This window comes from Tenacibaculum profundi (genome assembly GCF_052050075.1).
Classification (GTDB): domain Bacteria; phylum Bacteroidota; class Bacteroidia; order Flavobacteriales; family Flavobacteriaceae; genus Polaribacter.
The window spans coordinates 455,315-475,490 of sequence record NZ_CP197225.1 but is presented as its reverse complement, the minus strand read 5'-3'; the positions used below and the strand labels follow the sequence as shown (position 1 = coordinate 475,490).

At 28.9% G+C, this 20,176-nt stretch carries 20 protein-coding genes; 18 read left to right on the top strand and 2 right to left on the bottom strand.

Annotation, left to right across the window (positions count from 1 at the left end; translation table 11 throughout):
* Window positions 1-15: 15 nt before the first annotated feature.
* From ACSIGE_RS01800 to ACSIGE_RS01780, 5 genes are all read left to right on the top strand, one after another.
* A complete protein-coding gene (locus ACSIGE_RS01800; protein WP_440880725.1) occupies window positions 16-939 on the top strand; it encodes a PorP/SprF family type IX secretion system membrane protein in 924 nt (307 codons plus the stop codon).
* 291 nt (window positions 940-1,230) lie between these two features.
* Entirely contained in the window at window positions 1,231-2,622 is a 1,392-nt protein-coding gene (glmM, locus tag ACSIGE_RS01795; RefSeq protein WP_440881085.1) for a phosphoglucosamine mutase, read from the top strand.
* A gap of 80 nt (window positions 2,623-2,702) precedes the next feature.
* Window positions 2,703-4,169: an aminotransferase class V-fold PLP-dependent enzyme gene (locus ACSIGE_RS01790; RefSeq protein WP_440881084.1), complete on the top strand. Its 1,467-nt coding sequence runs from the start codon at window positions 2,703-2,705 to the stop codon at window positions 4,167-4,169.
* Window positions 4,170-4,178: 9 nt separating this feature from the next.
* Entirely contained in the window at window positions 4,179-5,231 is a 1,053-nt protein-coding gene (locus tag ACSIGE_RS01785; RefSeq protein WP_440881083.1) for a M14 family zinc carboxypeptidase, read from the top strand.
* An 80-nt stretch (window positions 5,232-5,311) separates the two neighbouring features.
* On the top strand, window positions 5,312-5,791 hold the full coding sequence (locus ACSIGE_RS01780; RefSeq protein WP_440881082.1) for an Lrp/AsnC family transcriptional regulator: 480 nt from the start codon (window positions 5,312-5,314) through the stop codon (window positions 5,789-5,791).
* Between the two features lie 131 nt (window positions 5,792-5,922).
* Here ACSIGE_RS01780 and ACSIGE_RS01775 read toward each other — a convergent pair whose 3' ends face one another.
* Together ACSIGE_RS01775 and ACSIGE_RS01770 are read right to left on the bottom strand one after the other, a co-directional pair.
* A complete protein-coding gene (locus tag ACSIGE_RS01775) occupies window positions 5,923-6,618 on the bottom strand; it encodes a pseudouridine synthase (protein ID WP_440881081.1) in 696 nt (231 codons plus the stop codon).
* Window positions 6,619-6,637: 19 nt separating this feature from the next.
* Complete coding sequence (locus tag ACSIGE_RS01770) at window positions 6,638-7,837, bottom strand: multidrug effflux MFS transporter (RefSeq protein WP_440881080.1); 1,200 nt, start codon at window positions 7,835-7,837, stop codon at window positions 6,638-6,640.
* A gap of 181 nt (window positions 7,838-8,018) precedes the next feature.
* On the opposite strand from ACSIGE_RS01770, the gene ACSIGE_RS01765 reads away from it, so the two are divergent.
* From ACSIGE_RS01765 to ACSIGE_RS01705, 13 genes are all read left to right on the top strand, one after another.
* The gene (locus tag ACSIGE_RS01765; RefSeq protein WP_440881079.1) at window positions 8,019-8,534 is read left to right on the top strand and encodes an RNA polymerase sigma factor; all 516 of its coding nucleotides are present in this window, start codon (window positions 8,019-8,021) and stop codon (window positions 8,532-8,534) included.
* A gap of 43 nt (window positions 8,535-8,577) precedes the next feature.
* On the top strand, window positions 8,578-9,492 hold the full coding sequence (locus tag ACSIGE_RS01760) for a FecR family protein (RefSeq protein ID WP_440881078.1): 915 nt from the start codon (window positions 8,578-8,580) through the stop codon (window positions 9,490-9,492).
* Window positions 9,493-12,078 (top strand): TonB-dependent receptor, encoded by a 2,586-nt coding sequence (locus ACSIGE_RS01755; protein WP_440881077.1) that lies wholly within the window; start codon window positions 9,493-9,495, stop codon window positions 12,076-12,078.
* 41 nt (window positions 12,079-12,119) lie between these two features.
* Window positions 12,120-13,013 carry a MerR family transcriptional regulator gene (locus tag ACSIGE_RS01750; protein ID WP_440881076.1) on the top strand — a complete coding sequence of 298 codons (894 nt, stop codon included), beginning with the start codon at window positions 12,120-12,122 and terminating at the stop codon, window positions 13,011-13,013.
* A gap of 105 nt (window positions 13,014-13,118) precedes the next feature.
* Window positions 13,119-14,606, top strand: a complete 1,488-nt coding sequence (locus tag ACSIGE_RS01745; protein WP_440881075.1) for a phytoene desaturase family protein — start codon at window positions 13,119-13,121, stop codon at window positions 14,604-14,606.
* On the top strand, window positions 14,590-15,435 hold the full coding sequence (locus ACSIGE_RS01740; RefSeq protein WP_440881074.1) for a phytoene/squalene synthase family protein: 846 nt from the start codon (window positions 14,590-14,592) through the stop codon (window positions 15,433-15,435). Before ACSIGE_RS01745 ends, ACSIGE_RS01740 begins: the two co-directional genes overlap by 17 nt.
* Before the next feature lie 13 nt (window positions 15,436-15,448).
* Complete coding sequence (locus ACSIGE_RS01735; RefSeq protein WP_440881073.1) at window positions 15,449-15,886, top strand: hypothetical protein; 438 nt, start codon at window positions 15,449-15,451, stop codon at window positions 15,884-15,886.
* Window positions 15,883-16,335, top strand: a complete 453-nt coding sequence (locus tag ACSIGE_RS01730; RefSeq protein ID WP_440881072.1) for a sterol desaturase family protein — start codon at window positions 15,883-15,885, stop codon at window positions 16,333-16,335. The genes ACSIGE_RS01735 and ACSIGE_RS01730 overlap by 4 nt, the downstream gene beginning before the upstream one ends.
* The gene (locus ACSIGE_RS01725; RefSeq protein WP_440881071.1) at window positions 16,329-17,024 is read left to right on the top strand and encodes a lycopene cyclase domain-containing protein; all 696 of its coding nucleotides are present in this window, start codon (window positions 16,329-16,331) and stop codon (window positions 17,022-17,024) included. The genes ACSIGE_RS01730 and ACSIGE_RS01725 overlap by 7 nt, the downstream gene beginning before the upstream one ends.
* Window positions 17,018-17,491, top strand: a complete 474-nt coding sequence (locus ACSIGE_RS01720; protein ID WP_440881070.1) for a TspO/MBR family protein — start codon at window positions 17,018-17,020, stop codon at window positions 17,489-17,491. Before ACSIGE_RS01725 ends, ACSIGE_RS01720 begins: the two co-directional genes overlap by 7 nt.
* Before the next feature lie 11 nt (window positions 17,492-17,502).
* The gene (locus tag ACSIGE_RS01715) at window positions 17,503-18,159 is read left to right on the top strand and encodes a TetR family transcriptional regulator C-terminal domain-containing protein (protein ID WP_440881069.1); all 657 of its coding nucleotides are present in this window, start codon (window positions 17,503-17,505) and stop codon (window positions 18,157-18,159) included.
* 78 nt (window positions 18,160-18,237) lie between these two features.
* Entirely contained in the window at window positions 18,238-19,548 is a 1,311-nt protein-coding gene (locus tag ACSIGE_RS01710) for an ABC1 kinase family protein (protein ID WP_440881068.1), read from the top strand.
* Window positions 19,545-20,162 (top strand): flavin reductase family protein, encoded by a 618-nt coding sequence (locus tag ACSIGE_RS01705; protein WP_440882173.1) that lies wholly within the window; start codon window positions 19,545-19,547, stop codon window positions 20,160-20,162. Before ACSIGE_RS01710 ends, ACSIGE_RS01705 begins: the two co-directional genes overlap by 4 nt.
* Window positions 20,163-20,176: the final 14 nt, after the last annotated feature.

Genomic DNA, 20,176 nt, shown 5'->3' with positions numbered 1-20,176 from the left:
CTAAAGTATACGAAGATGAATAAGATAGTACAGAACCTTATAATGCTAGGCCTTTTATTTACAGGCGCTACCCTTTATAGTCAACAAGATCCACATTATACACAGTACATGTTTAATACGATGAGTGTTAATCCTGCTTATGTAGGCTCTAAGGGACATGGAGTTATCAATTTATTAGGCCGAGTCCAATGGGTTGGTATTGAAGGCGCTCCTCAGACGTTTAATTTAAGTTATGATACTCCATTAGGCTATAGTGGAGTTGGTTTAGGTATCAATTTGGTAAATGATGTTATAGGTCCTTCACGTGAAACTTATATAGATGCGAATGTATCTTATACAGTGCGGACTTCTAAGGAAGGTAATTTATCTTTTGGCTTGAAACTAGGTGGAAGGTTATTCAATATAGATTGGACTAAGGGGATTTACAGAGATAAGGGCGATGAACAATTATCAGTTCCTATTAATAGATTTTTACCAACGATAGGAGCAGGTGTTTATTATTATACGAATAAATGGTATTTAGGTTTGGCTGTTCCTAATATTTTACGGACAGAACATTATGATGACACTTTAGCTGGAGGTAGTGTTGCCGTTGAGCGTATGCATTACTTTTTTATAGCGGGTTATGTTTTCGCTTTAAGTAAAAGTGTCAAGTTTAAACCAGCTTTACTAACTAAGGTTGTTAGTGGGGCACCATTGTCATTAGATGTTTCAGCTAACTTTTTATTCAATGAGAAGTTTCGCGCAGGTATTGCATGGCGTTGGGATGATTCGATTAGTGCTTTGTTAGGTTTTCAAGTAAGCAGATCATTATCTTTAGGTTATGCTTATGATTTAACAACATCGAATTATAGTAATTATAATTCGGGTACCCATGAATTCTTATTGCGTTATGAGTTATTTAGACCTCAAACGGTGAAATCACCCAGATTTTTTTAATTGATGATATACGGTTATTGTATGATAATTAAAAACCTGTTAATTTTAATTATAAAAATTTAAAAAGTAATTATTAGACTTATTATTAATATTTTTTTTAATCTTATTCACTAATTTTGATGCTCTTAGCTATCATGATTAGCGAGTTTTATTTTATGAATACGACAAAAAAAAGGGTTTATTTTTTTTTAAACGATATTTAAATGTAACAAATGTTACATTTAAACTAGATAAACAGTATCGTGAAATATTCTAAATACTCCTATATTTGTTGTCAATTATAAACTAAAAATGACATTAATAAAATCTATTTCAGGAATTAGAGGCACAATAGGTGGCTTTACAGGAGATAATTTAACCCCCATTGATACAGTTAAATTTGCTGCAGCCTATGGTATGTTTATTAAAAATAACAATAAACATAAAAAGAGTATAAAAATAATTATTGGAAGAGATGCTCGTATTTCAGGAAAAATGATAACTAGCTTAGTAGCTAATACCTTAGTAAGTTTAGGTATTCATGTTATTGATTTAGGATTATCTACTACGCCAACAGTTGAAATAGCAGTTCCAAAAGAAAAAGCAGATGGAGGTATAATTTTGACAGCGTCTCATAACCCTAAGGAATGGAATGCCTTAAAATTATTAAATGAAAAAGGAGAATTTATTGATGGAGAAGACGGAGCTAGGGTATTAGAACTTGCAGAAAGTAATAACATACAATTTGCAACTGTAGATAATCTGGGAATTTATAAGAAAAAGAAAAACTACATAAAAAAGCATATCAAAGAGATATTAAAGCTTAAATTAATTGATAAAAAGGCAATTAAAAAAGCAAAATTTAAGGTTGTCGTTGATGGAGTTAATTCCACAGGAGGTATTGCGGTGCCCATGTTATTAAAAATGTTAGATGTCAAGTGTGTTGAATTGTACTGTGAACCTAATGGAGAATTTCCTCATAATCCAGAGCCTCTTAAAGAACATTTGGAGGATATATCAAAGTTAGTAGTTGAAAAGAAAGCAGATTTGGGTATTGTAGTAGATCCAGATGTAGATAGGTTAGCATTGATATCTGAAGATGGAACTATGTTTGGTGAAGAATACACATTAGTTGCATGTGCAGATTATGTATTGAATAAGTTAGGAGGTGGAAATACAGTTTCAAACTTGTCTTCCTCAAGAGCTTTAAGAGATATTACTGAAAAATATGAAGGTAAATACGAGGCTAGTTCAGTTGGGGAGGTGAACGTCGTAAAAAAAATGAAGGAAATAAATGCTGTTATTGGAGGGGAAGGTAATGGAGGAATTATTTATCCTAGTTCTCATTATGGAAGAGACTCTTTAGTAGGTATTGCTTTATTTTTATCTCATTTAGCAAATAATAAAACTTCTTGTAAGGAGCTTAGAAATAGTTACCCAAATTATTTTATGAGTAAGAATAAAATTCAGTTGACACCTGAAATTAATGTAGATAATATTCTTAAAGAAATGGCATCGAAATACAAAAATGAAGAAGTAAATTCTATTGATGGTGTAAAAATTGATTTTGAAAATGAATGGGTTCACTTGAGAAAATCGAACACAGAGCCCATTATAAGAATTTATACTGAGTCTAAATCAGAAGAGCAAGCTAATCAATTAGCAATTAGATTTATTGAAGAAATAAAAGAATTTATAATTTAATTAATGATCAATAATTTGATTTTTCGAATGTATTGAAATTTTATTATCAAGCTATAAACTAAGTATTAACATTTTAAGACATGAATTTAGAAGGGTATTTTCAAAAATATAGAAATAGTATTATAGGTATCAATGAAACTTTTAGAACACCATATGGTGAGAAAAAACTAATTTATACTGATTGGACAGCAAGCGGAAGACTTTTCAGGCCTATTGAAGATAAACTTTTGAATGAATTTGGTCCATATGTGGCTAATACCCACACAGAAACATCAACTACTGGGGCAGCTATGACGCTAGCATATAACAGAGCTAGAAATATTATTAAGAATCATGTAAATGCTAGTAAAGATGATGTATTGATTACTGAAGGAACAGGAATGACTGGAGTAGTGAATAAGTTTCAAAGAATTTTAGGTATAAAAGTTTCTGAAAATTTAAAAGAATATACTGAAATCCCTAAGGAAAAACGCCCCATCGTTTTTGTTAGTCATATGGAACATCATTCAAATCAAACATCTTGGTATGAAACTATTGCAGATGTAGAAGTAGTTCCTTGTAATGATGAAGGATTGATCTGTATAGATATTTTTGAAGAAGTGATAAAGAAATATAAAGATAGGCCGATTAAAATTGCTTCAGTTATTGCTGCATCAAACGTAACAGGAATTAAAACAGATTACCATAAAGTGGCGGCTTTAATTCATAAGTATAATGGTTTATGTTTTGTTGATTTTGCATGCTCAGCTCCTTATGTATCTATTAATATGCACCCAGAGAAAGAAGATGAATATTTAGATGCAATCTTCTTTTCTCCACATAAATTTTTAGGAGGTCCAGGAAGTTCTGGAGTTTTATTGTTTAATAAAAAGTTATATAAAAACACAATTCCAGATAATCCAGGTGGCGGAACTGTAACTTATACTAATCCATGGGGAGAGCATGATTATATAGATGATGTTGAAACTAGAGAAGACGGTGGAACACCAGGCTTCTTACAAGCCATTAAAATTGCATTATCAATTCAATTAAAAGAAGAGATGGGAATTGAGAAAATCAAGGAGCGAGAAGATCAGATAAATGAAAAAATATTTAGTTGTCTTTTCGGTATTCAGGGTATTAGGGTGTTAGCTCCGGAACAAAAAAACAGGCTAAGCATTTTTTCTTTTTATTTTGAAAAGTACCATTTTAACCTTGTTGTCAAATTACTTAATGATAGGTTTGGTATTCAAACACGAGGTGGATGTTCTTGTGCAGGCACGTATGGGCATTTTCTTTTAAATGTTGATCAGTACACGTCACATAAAATAAAAGACCAAATTAAAAGTGGCTGTAGTACTGAAAAACCAGGTTGGGTTCGTTTATCTGTGCATCCAACAACAACAGATATTGAAGTTAACTTTATATGTAACTCTCTTAGAACTCTTGCAAATAATATTGAAAGTTGGTCTAAAGATTACAAATATGATCCTATTAAAAATGATTATATTCACAATTCAGAAATCTCAATAGAGAAAGAATTAGTCGATAAATGGTTTACTTTTTAGTTTAAATTTATGAGCTCCATTAGTATAGAATTTTTAGAGGAAAAATATTTCCAAATAAAAGAAAAATCAATTGAAGGTAGGTGGATTACTTTTGATGATATTGAATCTTTATTATTAAAAAATCAAAAAAAAAATGAGCTTATTCAGATTGGAAGTTCAGAAAAAGGGATCCCTATTTATAAGATTAAAATAGGGAAAGGTAAAAAGAAAATTCTGATATGGACCCAAATGCATGGTAATGAGAGCACTGGGACAAAAGCCATTTTCGATTTATTGAATTTTATAACTGAGTTTTCAAATTCTGATTTAGTTGAAAAAATATTAAATAAAGTCGAAATTCAAATAATTCCTATGTTAAATCCAGATGGATCTCTTGCCTATACTAGAGTAAATTCGAATGGAATTGATCTAAATAGAGATGCAGTAAATTTAGTAGCTAAAGAAAGTAGAATTTTAAGAAAAGTTTTAGAAAGCTTCAATCCTGATTTTTGTTTTAATTTACATGATCAAAGAACAATTTTTGGTGTTGAAGGAACTCATAATCCAGCTACTATTTCTTTCCTAGCTCCATCAGAAGAAGAAACTAGGAGTTTGACGACGGGAAGAATTCAAACAATGGATGTTATTGGCTCAATGAATAATCTTCTTCAACAAATAATACCTAATCATATAGGAAGATATACAGATGAATTTTATCCATCGGCAACCGGTGATAATTTTCAAAAAATGGGACATAATACTATTCTTATTGAAGCAGGTCATTTTCCCAATGATTATAAAAGAGAAGAGGTTAGAAAATTTAATTTTTATGCCTTAATTCAAGGAATATTTTATATTTCTCAAAATAATAAATTTGAAAATCATACTGAATATTTTAGTATCCCAAACAATATCAAGAACTTTTACGATGTAATTTATCGTTCAAAAAATAATAAAAAAGATATTGCTTATCAGTATGCAGAACAAATTGAAAGTAATAAATTTGCACTTACTTTAGTTAAAAAGAAAGAAGGAGACTTATCATTCTATTTGGGTCACAAGGAAATTAATAAAAGTGATTGATTTTTAAGTCTCTTATAATTTTTGCAACGTACAATTATAAAAAATATATTTTAGTAACATCATTTGAATAATTACAAAAAATGAAAAAATTTGTCCTAGATGAAATTGATCATCAAATACTAGACATCTTAATTGAGAATGCTCGAACACCTTTTACTGATATAGCAAAGAAATTGTTGGTTTCTGCAGGAACTATACATGTTAGAGTAAAGAAAATGGAAGATGAAGGAATCATTCAAGGTTCTACACTTTCATTAAACTATGAAAAAATGGGATATTCTTTTATAGCTCATGTTGGTGTTTTTTTAGAAAAAACCTCAATGACACAACATGTGTTGGATAACCTTAGACTAATACCTAACGTTACTGTTGCTTATGTTACAGCTGGAAAATATAACATATTTTGCAAGGTAAGAGCAAAAAACACCAATGATGCTAAGGATATAATTTATAGAATAGACGATATCCATGGTGTAAATAGAACTGAAACTATGATTTCCCTTGAGGAGAGTATAAATGATAAAAAGCGCTTAATGCACGCTATTTTTAAAGAATTTTAATTTTCTTTAAAGTACTTAAATAAAAATAGGGCTATATTTACTTTGTAATAGTCCTATTTTTCTTTAAACTATTTTCTTGTAATAACACTATTTTTAATCAAGATGTTTTGAAGTGTTGAAATTTAAGATCATTATAAACTCCATCCATATCTTTTGAAAATAATATTCCATTCATCTGGTAATTTAGCAACTAATTTTAGTTCTTTTTTTGTCAATGGATGCATAAACTTAAGAGAATATGCATGTAAAAATAAGTTATAGCAATCGAATTTTTTTTGGTACATTATATTATGATTCTTGTCTCCGTATTTTGGATCACCTATTAAAGGGTGGCTAATTTTATTAGTATGAATTCTTAGTTGGTGTAACCTACCTGTTTTAGGTGTTAATTTAATAAGGCTGTATCTTGATGTTTCATAAGGTTTAACAGGAATTTTCTGAATTGTTTTGTCTATTGTCTCAAGAAGAGTTTCTGCATTTTTATATACCTTTGCATCCCTTCCTTTCACAGGAGAGTTTATAATTAGTCTCTCAGGTGAATGTCCTCTAACAATACCCAAATACGTTTTTTTTATTTTATCTTCGATAAAAAGTTGTTGGAAAGACGAAACTGCTTTTTTATTTCTTGCTAATAAAATGATACCGGAAGTTTTTCTATCTAAACGATGTATAGGAAACATCTTCTCTCCAAACTCATCATAAATTTTTTCAAGTAAAGATTGCTCTTCAATAACATTTCTGGAGTGATAAGCATGGTGAACAACGATATTATTTGGTTTTGAAACACAAACAATAAACTCATCTTTATAAATAATTTCTAAATTCAAAGTAATAATAATTTTTATGCTAAATAGTTATATGTTTTCTTAAATAAGCCAGCAATATTAAAGATAAAATTCCACAGATTGAAAATCCATAAAATAAAGGCATTGCAGTTTCATCAACCCATTGACCGATAAGACCAGCAATAGGAACAGCAACTATAGTTGATAAAAACCCATTTAAAGCTGCTCCAATCCCTGCTATATGCCCTAAAGGTTCCATAGCCAACGCTCTTAGATTTCCGAATAGGAAACCAACAGCGAAAAATTCGAATGAAAAAAAAGTAAATAGAATTTCAATTGAAGGATTACTTTTTTCAAAAAAAAGGAAAATATAGATAATTGAAGTGAAAACTAAAATTATGGTAGAGATTCTAACAAGTTTAAGCATTCCAAATCGAATAACAAGATTACCATTTAAAAATGTGGCAAGTCCTAATGATAAAGAAAGACCTGCAAAAATCAAAGGAAACTCTTCTGACAAATTGTATTGCTCTTCAAAAATATGCTGAGAAGAACTCAAGTAAACCATGAAGGAACTTGTTATAAGCCCTGAAATAATGGTGAATATTACCGCTTGTTTATTCTTTAAAAACTCTTTTAATCCATTAATAAATAACCTAAGAGATAGTGGTTTTTTATATTTAAAATTTAATGTTTCAGGTTGTCTTTTCCAAAGCCAAACTGTCACTAAAAAACCAAATAGTACTTGAAAATAAAAGATGGACTTCCAACCGTATAATTCTAATATAATTTTTCCCAGTGCAGGAGCTATCATAGGAACAAGAAGAAAAATCACAACAATAAAAGACATTATTTTAGCCATATAGTTGCCACTAAATGTATCTCTTATCATGGCAACACTTATTGTTCTTGGAGCAGATAAACTTACACCTTGAAGAATTCTTCCAAAAATCATTTGATCAATAGTCCTTGCAGAAACACAAATATAACTAGCAATTATGAAAAGTATAAAACCTATATAAACAACAGGTTTTCTTCCTATAGAATCAGAAATTGGCCCTGCTATTAGTTGACCTACACCTAATCCGAGAAAAATCATAGTAATTAAAAGTTGAGAATCTTTAGGGTCAGGGAAGTTAATAGCTTTACCTATTTTGTTTAAAGCAGGTAAAAGAGCGTCTATAGATAATGCTACTAAGGACATTAGTGAGGCCATTAATATAATAAACTCTAATTTGGATTGGTAGTTATTTTTTTGCATCGTACAAAAGTATCGATCAAAATGAGAAGAAAAAAATATTGATAATTAAAATGGTGCTATTAGTAAAAGTTAGAAGGGTGTTAGGGTATGGCTAATAGCACCGTATTTAATTAATCAACTATAAAACAAATAAAAATAAAAATACCCTACCATTTTTTTAAAAAACCTTAAGTTTGCTATAATGAAAACCGGAAAGAATATTTGTCAAAAAAAAGCTTTTAACGAATTATATGAAGAACAATCAAAATCTTTATATAATTTTATGTACTATAAATGCGGGGACAGAGATCTTGCAGAAGATTTCGTCCAAGAGTCTTTCATTAAATTATGGGAGAATTGTTCTAAAGTACTTGTAGAAAAAGCAAAATCATTTTTATTTACAGTAGCCAACAATATGTTTTTGAACCATGTAGCACATAAAAAAATAGTGTTGAAACATGCTTCTGAAAACAAAAAAGAATATACAAATGAAACACCTGAATTTATATTAGAAGAGCAGCAATTTCTTAAAAAACTAAAGGCCGCAATTGCCGATTTACCCTCAAAACAGAGGGAAGTCTTTTTAATGAATCGAATTGATAAAAAAAAATATAGAGAGATCTCTGAAATACTGGATATATCGATCAAAGCTGTTGAAAAAAGAATGTCTTTAGCACTAAAAAGTCTAAGAGACAAAATAGGTCCTAATTTTAAGTAGGGTTAGAGAAGTTTTATTTGTTATAATTATAGAAAAACGAGAGATGAATAAAAGAGTAGACGAAGCCTTTTTAATGAGGTGGCTAAATGATGAATTAACTGATTCGGAGCTTAAAGATTTCAGAAGTTCTTCTGAATATTTGCTGTACAGCAGAATAATGAGTACTTCTGAAGAGTTTTCAATACCAGAATTTCGTTCTGAAAAAGTGCATGAAAAATTGAACAAACAAATCAATATTTCAAACAAAAAAGCTAAAGTTGTAAGGTTTAGAACCAAATATATCGCAGTAGCGGCTTCTATAGCTATTATTTTAGGATTATGGTTGTTTGTTAATAAGTCAACAACAAGTTATAAAACAAATTATGGAGAACAACTTTCAGTTATGTTACCTGACAGTTCTGAGGTTTTACTTAATTCAAAAAGTTTTATAAAATTTGATAAAAAAAAATGGAGTCAAAAAAGAGAGGTGCTTTTAAAGGGAGAAGCTTATTTTAAAGTTAGGAAAGGAAAAAAGTTTAAGGTTATAACGGACCTTGGTAGTGTGGCTGTTATAGGGACTCAATTTGATGTTCATTCTTCAAATGATTATATAGAAGTTAAATGCTTTGAAGGCAAAGTAAATGTTACTTCTGGCAAAGATCAAAACATTCTAAATAGAGGGAATGCAAGTAGAAGTTTTAAGACAGGTGTTACTGAAAAGTGGACTATCACAGCTCAAGAACCAGGATGGAAAAATGGAGAAAGTTCTTTTAAAAGTATTGCTTTAAAATATGTTATTGATTCGATGAAAAATCAATTTGGAGTAACGTTTAAAGTTGAAAATATTAATTTAGAACAAAAATTTACGGGAAGCTATACACATGATGATTTGAAAATTGCTTTAAAAACAGTTTTTGAACCTATGAAAATAGCTGTTACTTTTGCAGATGAAAATACAGTCATCTTACGAAAGCAATAAATGAAATTAAAATTTAACTTTTTAATATTAATTTTAGTACCGTTTTTATTAATAAATAAATTAATAGCTCAAGATGATAGTCGAGAAATTAGATATAATCTCAAAGACTATTTACTTAAGATAGAGTCTATACACAAAGTTAAATTTTCTTATAGCGATAGTGTAGTAGATAAAAAGTTTGTAACCTCTGATAGGTCTAATAGTGAAATTCAGTCTATTTTAAGCCAGCTAAGAAAAGAAACTTCACTCAAATATGAGATATTAAAAGAGCGTTATATAATTGTCACTGATTTTAAATTAAATAATGAATACAAATATTGTGGTTTTATTTTTGACGAGAAACAGAAAACGCCTATTGAATCAGCAAATGTTTTAGTTAAAAGGTTGAGAAGGGGAGTTAGCTCAAATTCACATGGTTTTTTTGGCTTCAATAATATAACTGAATCAGATACTTTATTGATATCTTGTTTGGGCTTTAAATCGAAGACAATTTTTTTAAAAAATTTGAAGAAAAAAAAATGTGTTGAAATTTATTTGAGTAAAGAAATTACAGAGCTTGAAGAGGTAGTCGTGGCCGATTACCTTTCTGAGGGCTTACAGAATCAGGTTGATGGTTCTGTTGTTGTTTCTCCTCAAAAATTAACAGCTATATCAGGTTTAACTGAGCCAGATATTTTTCAAACAATTCAGTTTTTACCAGGTATAAACAGTCCATATGAAACGGCATCTGATATTTTTATTAGAGGAGGCTCGCCTGAGCAAAATTTAATTCTTTTTGATGGATTAAAAATGTATAATGCTTCGCATTTATTTGGTATGATATCTCCATTTAACCCATACACTATAAATGATGTAAAAATATATAAGGGTGGTACAAGTGTTGAATATGGAAATCATGTTTCAGGTGTAGTTGATATTCAAACTAAAAAACAAATACCCAATAAGATTAAAGGAGGTATTGGGGCTAATATGACTCATTTCGATGCCTATTTAAACGTACCAATAGGAAAAAAAATAGGCGTCTTAGTTTCAGGGAGAAGGTCTCTTTTTGATGTTTTTGAAACACCTACATTTAATAATTTTTCAAGTAAAGTTTTTCAAAATTCTGTTATAGGTAACAATAAACCATTAATAGGATCAACTTATGAGAATAAAAATGATCTAAACTTTTTTGATATTCATACAAAAATCACCTATGATATATCAAATCGTGATATTTTAACTTTTAGTTATTTGAATATTCAAAATAAACTAGATTATTCTTTTAATACGATAAATTCTAACCGATATGTAACAAAAGATCATCTTAAAATAAAAAATTTAGGAATATCTTTGAAGTGGAATCACGAGTGGAGCGATAATATTAATCATACAATAAGCATGCATTCATCTGAGTATGATTCTTACTATAATTATGAAGGAGAATTCAATTTTGGAACGCCTTATTTTCAGAAAGCTTTAAAAACTAATTTTATAAGAGATAATGGTTTAAAAGTTGTTGTGGAGACAAAGTTAAATAAAAAATCCGCATTTCTTTCAGGATATGAATTTTTAAATACTAAATTAGGTTTTGACATCAACAGAGTAACTACTGTAAATAATGGTTATTTTTATGACATTAGTGATGATCAACACAATAATTTACATTCATTTTTTTTAAATTATTCCTTTAATAAGAAAAGTAAAACAATACTAAATTTAGGAGTTAGAGTAAATTATTCTTCACTTTCAAATAAAAGTTTTTTATCACCTAGAATTCATTTTGAACAAGAATTTTTAAAGAATTTATTTGTTAAAACATCTTATGAAGACAAGCAACAGTTTGTTAATCAGTATTTTGAAACTCATACTTCCGACTTTGGGCTAGAAAATCAGTTTTGGTTATTGATGGATAACAGTAATGCATTACCAATACTACAAAACAAACAATATACTTTAGGATTCATATATAGGTCTGATAAAAATATCTTTGATATAGATTTATATAAAAAAGTTAGTTCAGGTGTTTCTTCGCAAACTCGCGGTAACATGGGAAATATTCAAGGTGTGCAAGAAGGAACCGGTGAAGTTACTGGTATTGATGTTTTATTGAAAAAAAGCTTTGGGAGTTATGTTTCTTGGATAAATTATAGTTATGCTAAATCAACATTTAATTTTCCTGAAGTTAATGGAGGGAGGTCTTTCTTGAGTAATCTAGATATTACCAATAATTTACAATGGACTCATAATTTAAAATACAAAAATTTAAATGTGTCTTTTGCTTGGTTGTATAAGACAGGGACACCTTATAGTTTAATTGATTCAGTTGAGGATGATGGAACTTTTATAGTAGAAACGTTAAATTCTTTCCGATTACCTTCTTACCATAGAGTTGATTTCTCATCTAGTTACGAATTTAGTTTTGACAAGCTTAAACGATGGAATGGTAGAATAGGTATTTCATTATTAAATATCTTTGATACTAAGAATATTTTATTTAGAAAAAATAAAAGAGTTTATAACGGTGAAAATTTTGAATCGCAAATAGTAGACAATATCTCTTTAGGTTTTACTCCAAATGTAGTTATACGAGTATTTATGAGATAAAAAAATATGTTGTATATTTGTTTAATAAAAAAAAATATTTATTGAACAACATTAAGACCAAATTTACGATAAAAGACCTTGAAAATATTTCAGGTATAAAAGCTCATACGATAAGAATTTGGGAAAAACGTTATCGAATTCTTGAGCCTAAACGTACTGAAACAAATATTAGATATTATTCTGCTGGTAGTCTAACAAGGCTTCTGAACGTTGTATTATTAAATAAGCACAATTACAAGATATCTAAAATAGCAGTCATGTCCTCTGACCAAATAAATTTAACTGCTAGGGAACTTTCTTTTAAACTAGCTGTGAATGATGAGGCTATCAATTCATTTAAGTTAGCTATGTTCCAGTTTGATAAGGTCTTGTTCAATAATACTTATAACAGACTTCTTCATAAAAAAACGTTTCGAGAAATCTTTAAAGAAGTATTTGTTCCTTTTTTAGAGCATATTGGTATTCTATGGCAGACTGATACTCTTATGCCTGCTCATGAGCATTTTATATCAAATCTTATAATCCAAAAAATCCAACTTAATACTGAAAACCTAGAATACATAGCAAACAATAATAATATTACTTATGTTTTGTTTTTACCTGATGGAGAAATACATGAAATAGGTTTACTATATTTAAATTATGAATTAGCCTTAAGAGGGTTTCAGACAATTTATCTCGGACAAAGTTTGCCTTTGAATAACTTAAAATACTTTTTCGATAGTGAAAAAGATGTTTGCTTTATCAATTCAATGACAGTCAAACCATATGATGAAAAGTTACAAGGATATTTTGAAGAAGTTGAGTCTGTATTGAAAAATACTAATCACAAATTTGTAAGTCTAGGTCACAAAGCAATGTCTGTTGATTTAAGTGTTTTTAAATCAAATATAGAAGCGTTTCCCTCAGTAATTAAATTTTTAGATCAAATTTAATTAATTTTATGTTAAAAATTTTTTAGCTATTTTTTACTTAATTTAAATGTAAATTTTGTTTTTAAATTTTTATTCTATTTTATTTTTGTTTAACTTTGTTAGAATATGATTAGACAAAATAAAATAGCAATAATAGGATCTGGTTTTTCTTCATTATCTGCAGCTTGTTACATGGCCAAGTATGGTTATCAAGTAACTGTGTACGAGAAAAATAGTACTTTAGGTGGTAGAGCAAGACAATATTCTAAAGATGGTTTTACATTTGATATAGGGCCTACATGGTACTGGATGCCAGATGTTTTTGAGAAATTTTTTGCCGATTTTGGAAAAAAGACATCTGATTATTATGAACTTGAAAAATTATCTCCCGCATACCAAGTTTATTTTGGTAAAAAAGAAAGTATAACGATACCAGATAATTTAGAAAAGATTTGTGAAATTTTTGAGTCTGAAGAAAAAGGTAGCTCTAAATATTTAATGAAATTTCTTAAGTCTGCATCGGATAATTACGATATAGCTGTTAAGGATATGGTTTATAAGCCTGGACTATCAGTTTTTGAATTAATCACACCAAAGACAGCCGTAAGGGTTAGTCAGTTTTTTTCAACAATTAGAAAGCAAGTAAGGAAGAAAATAAAAAGTAAAAAGTTAATTCAAATTTTAGAGTTCCCTGTTCTTTTTTTAGGAGCTAAACCTAATAAGACGCCTGCCTTTTACAATTTTATGAATTATGCTGATTTTGTTTTAGGAACATGGCACCCAAAAGGAGGGATGTACAAGGTTGTTGAAGCAATGGTCAGTCTCGGAAAAGAAATGGGAGTTAAATTTGTAACCAATGCAGAAGTAAATAAAATAGAAGTAAATGCTGATAACAACGTTAAAGAAATTTATGTTAACAATAGTAAGGTTGAAGCTTCGCTAATTTTAAGTGGTGCAGATTATCATCATACTGAGGGGCTATTAAAGGAAAGCTATAGACAATACTCAAATACTTACTGGGCAAAAAAAACATTTGCTCCTTCATCTTTATTGTTTTATATTGGATTCAATAAAAAAATTAAAAATGTAGAGCATCATACATTATTTTTTGACGCCGACTTCGATACTCATGCCGTTTCAATTTACGATGTTCCAGATTGGCCTGAGAATCCTTTGTTTTATGCTAGTTTCCCTTCGATAACAGATAGCTCTCTCGCCCCGGAAGGAAAGGAGTCTGGTACATTTTTAATACCTCTTGCACCTGGAGTAGAAGATACTCCTGAGCTTAGAGAGAAATATTTCAATATCATCATTGAAAGACTTGAAAAACTAACCAACCAAGACGTGAAAGAAAGTATTTTGTTTAAAAAGAGTTTTTGTGTAAATGACTTTATAAAAGATTATAATTCTTATAAAGGGAATGCTTATGGCTTGGCTAATATATTAACACAGACTGCATTTCTAAGACCGAAATTAAAAAGTAAAAAAGTAAATAATTTATTTTTTACTGGTCAATTAACGGTTCCTGGACCAGGTGTTCCACCTTCATTGATTTCAGGAAAAGTAGTGTCAGATCTAATTCTAAAAACTCGAAAACATGAAAGAATTATTTGATCAAGTTTCATACAATTGTAGTAAACTAGTAACAAAAAAATATAGTACCTCTTTTTCTTTGGCAACAAGAATGCTTGCTCCTGAAATACGTTCTGCTATTTATAATATTTATGGTTTTGTTCGTTTTGCAGATGAAATTGTAGATACTTTTCATGAATATGACAAGGAATCATTATTAATTCAGTTTGAAAAAAATTATTATTTAGGAGCTTATCAAGGGATAAGTTTAAACCCTATTCTCAATTCATTTATAAAAACTGTAAAAAAATATAAAATTCAAGATGAACTTGTACAAGCGTTTTTGAAAAGTATGAGAGCAGACTTGTCAAAAAAAAATTATCAAACTGAGAAAGAATATAACGAATATATATATGGTTCTGCAGATGTCGTAGGTTTAATGTGTTTACGAGTATTTGTTAATGGAGATGATAAGAAATACAATGAACTCAAACGCCCTGCTATGAGACTTGGTTCAGCTTTTCAAAAAGTTAATTTTTTGAGAGATATAAAAGAAGATATTGAAGAATTAGATAGGTCGTATTTTCCGAATGTCAACTTCAGAGAATTGGATAACGATTCCAAAGAACGTATTATTAGCGAAATTGAGGAAGATTTTGACTATGCTTATAGACATGGTATTTCTATGTTACCTGTTGAGGCAAAATTTGGTGTTTATATTGCATATAAATATTATAAACGCCTTTTAAGAAAGTTGAAATCAGTTCCTACTTCAGAAATAATGGAATCAAGAATAAGAATATCTAATGGGTTGAAATTAAGTTTATTGATGCGAGGATATGCCAGATATAAATTAAACTTATTGGAATGAAATAGTATAAAAAATGAATCTATTATTGTCTCTATTTTTAGTTTTTATCCCTGTTTTTAAAAAAACGCCTGGTTACGTTATTGATTATCATAATGCTAACACAAAAGATAAAGAAGAGGCCTTTATTAATAGGTATCTTTTATTTGAAGAAATAAGTATAAAAGGTTATGTTATTTCATTACAAATGAAACAAGCAAAATATAAGTTTTTTCCTTGGCAAAAACTAGCAGTTTTTAATAAAGGAAAAAAAAGACTCGAAGATCTAATTAATAAAAATCCTGATAATTCGGATTTAAGATATCTTCGTTTGGTAATTCAAGAAAATATTCCAGTACTACTCAATTACAAATCAAGCATTAAATTAGATAAAAAATTTTTACAAAAAAAAATGAAAATAATTGACGATTCTGACTATTTAGATATATATATAAAAAAGAACACTTCTTTATGATTTTATTTACAATAATAACAGTAATAACATTTATTATAATGGAAGGTATTACGTGGTGTACACATAAATACGTTATGCATGGGTTTGGTTGGTTTTTACATGAAGATCATCATCAGCCAGGTTATCCAAATGTATTCGAAAAAAATGATGCTTTTTTTGTGGTTTTTGCTGTGCCTAGCATGTTGCTCTTTTATTTAGGAGTCAGGCCAGAATTAAATTACTTATTTTTTATTGGTCTTGGAATATTATTGTATGGATTAGCTTACTTTATAATACATGATGTGCTAATACATAGGCGTTTTAATTGGTTTAAGAATACTAAAAATAGATACCTTAGAGGATTAAGAAAAGCGCATAAAATACATCATAAGCACTTAGGAAAAAAAGATGGAGAGTGTTTCGGGATGTTGTTTGTTCCGTTTAAATATTTTAAAAAGACAAAATGGTAAGTAAATATTTATATTTGATTTTGAACTTAGGGAGTCTTAGTATTCCATTGTTATATAGTTTTTTAGAAAAAAAATTTCATTTTATAAAATATTTTAAGGCTTCATTATTTAGTATTTTAATCATCGCTTTTCCTTTTTTAGTTTGGGATATAATTTTCACAATGGCCAATATATGGGGGTTTAATACCAACTATCATTTATCAATATTCATTTTTGGAATGCCAATAGAAGAATGGCTATTCTTTTTTTGTATACCCTATGCTTGTTTATTTACACACGAAGTATTGAAGTATTATTTACCAAACCTTATATTATCAAAATTTGTTACCAGAAGTATTGTTTTTTTTGCAACAATATTTATATTAAGTCTCTTGGTAACTAACATGGGGAAATGGTATACAACCGTAAACTTCGTACTTTTTTTAGCTTTGATGACTTATTCCTGGTTTTATCAAATTGATGAGTTAAGGAAATATTTTGTGAGCTTTGGTGTTATACTAATTCCCTTTCTGATTGTAAACGGTATTTTAACAGGGAGTTTTATTGAATCTCCTGTTGTTTGGTATAATAATGAAGAGAATTTGAATTCACGTTTTTTCACAATTCCAATTGAAGACTTCTTTTATGCATTTAATTTACTTTTTTCTATTCAAATAGTATTCAACAAATTAAAAAAGAAGTTATGTTAAGAAAAACGATAAGTAGATATATGTTTTTTCTTTTCCTTTGTTTTTTAGGATTATATGTAGGTGTTATACTCATGAATAACGGCCCTAGATCAAATTGGTACTTATCTCTAAATAAAGCTCCTTGGACTCCACCGAACTGGATGTTTGGTTTTGCTTGGTCTTTAATTATGCTATTGTTTTCTGGATTTATGACAAAACTAAGTTTTAAACGAAATCTATTTGATCAAAAGTTAGTCATACTTTATTCAGCTCAATGGTTACTTAATATTTCTTGGAACTATGTTTTTTTTAATCAACAAAAAATAGCGATAGGTCTGATAATAATTTCTCTATTATTAATACTGATAGGATATTTTGCTATTAGTTTTAAAAATGAACTCAAAATTTATTCCTTGCTTATCATTCCATATTTAGCTTGGATGATGGTAGCAACGAGTCTTAATATGTATATAGTCCTTAATAATTAAATATCAAAAAAATGACAAAAAAAAAGAGTATTACTTCAGATAAAATAGTTGAATTGTACATGAATACCGTTCTTTTGAATGGGACACCAAAATCAGTATATTCTTTTGCATTAGAAAATAAGTTTGATGAAACTGAGTTTTACTCTTTTTTTTCAAGTTTTGAAGCTCTCGAAAAACAAATTTTCGCAATATTTTGTACAAAAACTAACGAACTTTTGATTAAAAATCAAGAATACCAATCTTATGACTCAAAAAGTAAACTGTTGAGTTTTTATTACACATTTTTTGAAATATTAACAGCTAATAGGTCTTATGTTTTTAATCAATTAAAACAGAATAAAAATAAGTTACAATCATTAAAGTTATTATCTCATTTAAAAAAGGAGTTTACAGACTTTATTAACCGTGAAATTTTTATTGATTCTGTTGACTTAAAAAATGAAAAAATTAATAAAATTAGAGATAGAGGGGTTTCTGAAGCTTCATGGCTCCAGTTATTATTCACATTACAGTTTTGGTTAGAGGATGAATCACCAAATTTTGAAAAAACAGACATTTTTATTGAAAAATCAGTGAAAGCTAGTTTCGATTTAAAGGATATAACACCTGTTCAAAGTGTTTTTGATTTTGCAAAATTTTTATGGAAAGAAAAAACTCCTAGAGCTTAGATTTTATAATTGTGTTTGGAACAAGAAAGTATTAATCTTGTTAAAAAGTAGATAGTATATTAATGAAATGATCAACAGATGAAAAGTATAAATAGCATTCCAACATCAAAGGTAGAAAGAGCGTCTAAATTGATTACCACGGGTATAAAAATAGGAGTTAATTACGCAAAATATTATGGGGAAAAAATAGTTAAGTCTGATGAAGAAGCTAAAGAGAACTTAGATGAAGCAAATGCAGCAGATATTTATGATGGATTAAAAAAGCTGAAAGGATCTGCTTTAAAGGTTGCTCAAATGTTGAGTATGGAAAAAAATATTCTTCCAAGAGCTTATGTTGAAAAGTTTTCACTCTCACAATTTTCAGTTCCCCCACTATCACCTCCGTTAGTAGTGAAAACCTTTCGTAATTATTTTAAAAAAACGCCAACAGAGGTGTTTGATACTTTTACAACGGAATCAGTAAATGCCGCGAGTATAGGACAGGTTCATAAAGCAACAAAAAATAATAAATTACTTGCTGTAAAAATTCAATATCCTGGAATAGCTGAAAGTATATCCTCTGACTTAGCAATGGTAAAGCCTATTGCAATAAAAATGTTTAATATAAAGGGTGAAGGATCTGATGAATATTTTAAAGAAGTAGAAAACAAGCTTAAAGAAGAAACTAATTATAAATTAGAACTACAGCAAAGTCAGGAAATAGCAAATAAATGTAGTATGATTCCAAACCTGAAATTTCCAAAATACTATCCAGAGTATTCTTCACAACGAATTCTTACTATGGATTGGATGGATGGTTTACACTTGTCTGAATTTATTCATAAAAAAAATACTCAAAAAGATTTAAATCAAATAGGACAGGCTTTGTGGGATTTTTACATGTATCAGATGCATGTTCTAAAAAAAGTACATGCAGATCCTCACCCAGGTAATTTTCTCATATCAAAAGATAACAAACTTGTTGTTATTGATTTTGGTTGCATGAAGGAAGTGCCAGAGGATTTTTATGTTCCGTATTTTCAATTAGCAGAAAAACAAAATATAAATAATCCCGTATTTTTTGAATCCAAATTGTATGAATTGGAAATTTTAAAAAAAGAAGATACTGAACAAGAGAAACAATTTTTCAAAGAATTGTTTTATGAAATGCTTTCATTGTTTACACAGCCTTTTCATCAAAAAGAATTTGATTTTTCAGATGAAGATTTTTTTAGCCGTATAGCCGATTTAGGCTATAAGTATGCAAAAAGTACCGAATTGAAAAAAATGAACGGAAATAGAGGTTCCAAGCATTTTTTATACATAAATAGAACTTTTTTTGGTTTGTATAATTTAATGCATGATTTGAAGGCGCAGAAAATAAAGATAAATAATTTTAAAAATTTATAATGTATTTTACTAGAGATCATATCGACCGTTTAGAGCATTTATATAAAATAAACCTAATAAATAGTGTTACAGGTTTTAAGTCAGCTAATTTAATAGGAACAAAATCAAAAAATGGTATTGCAAATGTGGCTGTTTTTAGCTCTGTTGTTCATTACGGGTCAGCTCCACCAATTCTTGGTTTTGTTTTAAGACCCACTACAGTAAGACGTAACACCTATGACAATATCAAAGAGACAGGGTATTTTACTGTAAATCATATTTACAAGGAAATTATAGAAGATGCTCATCATACTTCGGCAAAATATGCTTCTGAAATATCTGAATTTGACAAAACTTTATTGGAAGAGGAGTATTTAAATGATTTTCATGCACCATTTGTAAAGAATTCTCCGATAAAAATAGGACTAAAATACGTAGAAGAGTACAATATAAAGGCAAATGGCACTATTTTAGTTTTAGGAGAAATTTTAGACCTATATATTCAGGAAAAATTAGTAGCAGACGATGGTTTTGTTAATTTATCAGAAGGTAATATTGCAGCAATAAATGGCTTAGATTGTTATTCTATTCCAAAGCTAAATAAGCGATTAGACTATCAGCGACCTAAAGTATGATTTTTAAATAAATG

Coding starts and splice junctions, on each gene's coding strand:
- ACSIGE_RS01800 (WP_440880725.1), top strand. CDS start 16: ATGAATAAGATAGTACAGAACCTTATAATGCTAGGCCTTTTATTTACA.
- glmM (WP_440881085.1), top strand. CDS start 1,231: ATGACATTAATAAAATCTATTTCAGGAATTAGAGGCACAATAGGTGGC.
- ACSIGE_RS01790 (WP_440881084.1), top strand. CDS start 2,703: ATGAATTTAGAAGGGTATTTTCAAAAATATAGAAATAGTATTATAGGT.
- ACSIGE_RS01785 (WP_440881083.1), top strand. CDS start 4,179: ATGAGCTCCATTAGTATAGAATTTTTAGAGGAAAAATATTTCCAAATA.
- ACSIGE_RS01780 (WP_440881082.1), top strand. CDS start 5,312: ATGAAAAAATTTGTCCTAGATGAAATTGATCATCAAATACTAGACATC.
- ACSIGE_RS01770 (WP_440881080.1), bottom strand. CDS start 7,837: ATGCAAAAAAATAACTACCAATCCAAATTAGAGTTTATTATATTAATG.
- ACSIGE_RS01765 (WP_440881079.1), top strand. CDS start 8,019: ATGAAAACCGGAAAGAATATTTGTCAAAAAAAAGCTTTTAACGAATTA.
- ACSIGE_RS01760 (WP_440881078.1), top strand. CDS start 8,578: ATGAATAAAAGAGTAGACGAAGCCTTTTTAATGAGGTGGCTAAATGAT.
- ACSIGE_RS01755 (WP_440881077.1), top strand. CDS start 9,493: ATGAAATTAAAATTTAACTTTTTAATATTAATTTTAGTACCGTTTTTA.
- ACSIGE_RS01745 (WP_440881075.1), top strand. CDS start 13,119: ATGATTAGACAAAATAAAATAGCAATAATAGGATCTGGTTTTTCTTCA.
- ACSIGE_RS01740 (WP_440881074.1), top strand. CDS start 14,590: ATGAAAGAATTATTTGATCAAGTTTCATACAATTGTAGTAAACTAGTA.
- ACSIGE_RS01735 (WP_440881073.1), top strand. CDS start 15,449: ATGAATCTATTATTGTCTCTATTTTTAGTTTTTATCCCTGTTTTTAAA.
- ACSIGE_RS01730 (WP_440881072.1), top strand. CDS start 15,883: ATGATTTTATTTACAATAATAACAGTAATAACATTTATTATAATGGAA.
- ACSIGE_RS01725 (WP_440881071.1), top strand. CDS start 16,329: ATGGTAAGTAAATATTTATATTTGATTTTGAACTTAGGGAGTCTTAGT.
- ACSIGE_RS01720 (WP_440881070.1), top strand. CDS start 17,018: ATGTTAAGAAAAACGATAAGTAGATATATGTTTTTTCTTTTCCTTTGT.
- ACSIGE_RS01715 (WP_440881069.1), top strand. CDS start 17,503: ATGACAAAAAAAAAGAGTATTACTTCAGATAAAATAGTTGAATTGTAC.
- ACSIGE_RS01710 (WP_440881068.1), top strand. CDS start 18,238: ATGAAAAGTATAAATAGCATTCCAACATCAAAGGTAGAAAGAGCGTCT.